The organism is Dolichospermum circinale AWQC310F (assembly GCF_000426925.1).
GTDB classification, from domain to species: domain Bacteria; phylum Cyanobacteriota; class Cyanobacteriia; order Cyanobacteriales; family Nostocaceae; genus Dolichospermum; species Dolichospermum circinale.
On record NZ_KE384674.1, the window covers coordinates 1 to 2,554 of the forward strand.

Annotated in this window: 3 protein-coding genes; 1 reads left to right on the forward strand and 2 read right to left on the reverse strand. The window is 40.6% G+C overall.

The window, feature by feature from the left end:
• The first annotated feature begins 462 nt into the window (after positions 1–462).
• Complete coding sequence (locus tag ACIR310F_RS0107365; RefSeq protein WP_028083265.1) at positions 463–840, forward strand: Mo-dependent nitrogenase C-terminal domain-containing protein; 378 nt, start codon at positions 463–465, stop codon at positions 838–840.
• Here ACIR310F_RS0107365 and ACIR310F_RS25350 read toward each other — a convergent pair.
• Together ACIR310F_RS25350 and ACIR310F_RS21830 are read right to left on the reverse strand one after the other, a co-directional pair.
• A complete protein-coding gene (locus tag ACIR310F_RS25350; RefSeq protein WP_155963668.1) occupies positions 837–986 on the reverse strand; it encodes a hypothetical protein in 150 nt (49 codons plus the stop codon). The two genes, ACIR310F_RS0107365 and ACIR310F_RS25350, sit on opposite strands and share 4 nt — an antisense overlap.
• A partial coding sequence (locus tag ACIR310F_RS21830) for a caspase family protein (RefSeq protein WP_035367752.1) occupies positions 965–2,554 on the reverse strand: 1,590 nt, incomplete at its 5' end. The genes ACIR310F_RS25350 and ACIR310F_RS21830, both read right to left, overlap by 22 nt.

Sequence of the window (2,554 nt, forward strand, 5' to 3'; positions counted from 1 at the left end):
CGCTGCTGCGGCGACGATAGTTTGGGGGTAGCCCCACGTGAAAATAGCTCGATGCCAGGTTTATTTTTTGCAAGTACATCACCCCCTCTATTTATTTAGTGGGGGTTTTGTTTTTTCACCTTTAATCCTACTCATTCTCATTCAGCTTCTTTTTCTTTCTCTTTAATTGATCTTTAGTTTTTATGTACTACTTTAAGGGCTTTTTTGATCTGTGACAGTTGAGGGTGCGGAATGTGGCTTAGAAGTCAGCGTTTTTTAGGATTTAATAAGTAGGATAATCCTGGTTTGGAAATTACGATTTGGGTGTTGTATTAACAAATGGATTGAAATCTAGAAAGCAGTTTATAGGATCTTTCAGCTTTGACAAAATTTACGTTATAATACTGTTTTCCGGTTGCGGTTCTTGTCATATTGTATATTCATCAGTAAGGTGAATAACTTCATAAGAAGAGAATAATTACTATGAAGGTATCTAAACATACCAATAAAAATTTTTTTGTATCAAGTTGGGTTTCTCTACATCAAACAGACGCTAGTGAAACTAATGTGAGTCCTTTACAGGATATTAGACCTAAGCCTGTTTGGGGATTTTTACGTCCTTTGCGAAATTGGTTAGATAGCATCCAAGTCAGCGATCGCCAATTAGCTCACCGTCTATGTAAATTAATTCCCGCTCAGTGCCCATTTGAGCGCGATATCAAGCTATTTGGTAAAACCCTGTTTCACATTCCACCATTGTGCAAGCTTAACCCCTTGTATGAAGAATTAGTAGGTTTACGATTTAGAGCAATGTGCTATCTAGCCGATACCTGCGGCGAGGATATTTCACAGTATTGCTAATAAGTAATGGGTGATTCACGTTTTACAACTGACCACTGACAACTGACAACTGACAACTGACAACTGACAACTGACAACTGACCACTGACCACTGACCACTGACCACTGACCACTGACCACTGAACTAATTCTTCTGAAGTTGCCATTTTTGGATAGCATCCTGAGCATCTTCGTAAGCGATCGCACCTGTAGGCACTAAAATAGCAGTGGAAATAGCACCCTGAAAATCTCCTTGATTAGCCCGAATTTTGGCTAGATCTAAGATTTTTTCACTCCATTGGTTAATTGATGTTTGGGCGATTTCAAAACCGGGTTGTCCCCGCTGTATTTTTTTAGCAACTACAATAGCACGATTATAACTAGAAGCTTGTTCAGGAATAATTAATGCTGTAGCTGCATCTAAGAGAGTTTTATTGCTTACATACTGTTTGGCCTCTATTTGCCATTTTTTAATCACAGTTTCAGCTTGGGAATAAAGCGGCTCTTTTTTGGTAATTAACTGAGCCGTGGCTATAGCATTTTCATATTTTCTTTGTTCGGCTTGTGCTTGGGCTAATTCTAAAATCATCTGACACCAAACTTGAATATTTTCCTGTGCTTTTGCGTATATTGGTGTGTTTGCTTTAATTTTCCCAGCTTTGGCAATCGCTGTCACTAAATCTCCTGGTTGAGTAGGGACAAGAGACATTTTTTTTAGCTCTAAAATGGCTTGATTACGTTTTTTAGAGTCTCTATCCACACTAATTTGCGCGGTACTCCGGTTTTGGGTAGTAGGTGATAACTGGGGCAATTGCGTCGCACTAGTTGTATTGTTAAATACTATTTTTGATAAATTTTCCAACCGGAAATTCTCATGATTGCGGAGCAAAAATGTAGCGATTAAAGCTACTATCACCATATTGCCACCACCCCAGATGATAAATTCTTGCCATAAAGCCATCTCTGACCGGCTTGAAGCTTTGTCTTTGGCAGTGGTGATAGGGGCGATAAATCTAACCTCCCCATGGGAGATTGGGGCAGTTGCTAGGGTGTGGTGGTTTTCGACAATTGACTCGGAAACTGATTCGGTTGGTATTTTGTTTAAGGTAGTTGCTACCGAAGCATTTTCTGTCCAGCCAGCTTGATCTATAGAGTCACTATTTTCCAGAGGGGGTGCAGTTCTGGTGACAGCAAAACTGGCTTCTGGAAAAATGATGGCTGCGGAGTTTTCATCTAATGTCAAGATAGGCAAAATAGCTGGTTTTTGAGCAGGAATAACGGTGATAGGATTTTGGACAGGCCGCCAGTGGTATTGACAGAGTTTGGGTGTAAGATCACCCATATAACTGGCTAAATCGCTCAAGTCGTATCCTTTCCCCGAACCCAAAGCTTCTAATAATGCTGCTGTGAAGAAACCGTGACCTAATTCTGTACTTTCATGGGAAAATTCTTCTGGTTGACAGGAAATAATCGCCCCCATTTGTAATTGGGCGGCCAGTTCAATAATTTCTTGGCCTACGGGTGCATCTGCTTGTGTCCCAAAAGCCCGGTTAATATCAAAGATGAATAAGACCTTGATGCCGGTAAGTTCTAGACTTTGCATGAGCGATCGCACTTCTATACCGGTTTGAGCAACTTGTTCAGGATCACCACCAACGGGCATTAAATAGTCTTGTTCTTTGTAGTTAACCCCATAGCCACTAAAAAATAACCATAAATAGTCTTCCGGCTGCCA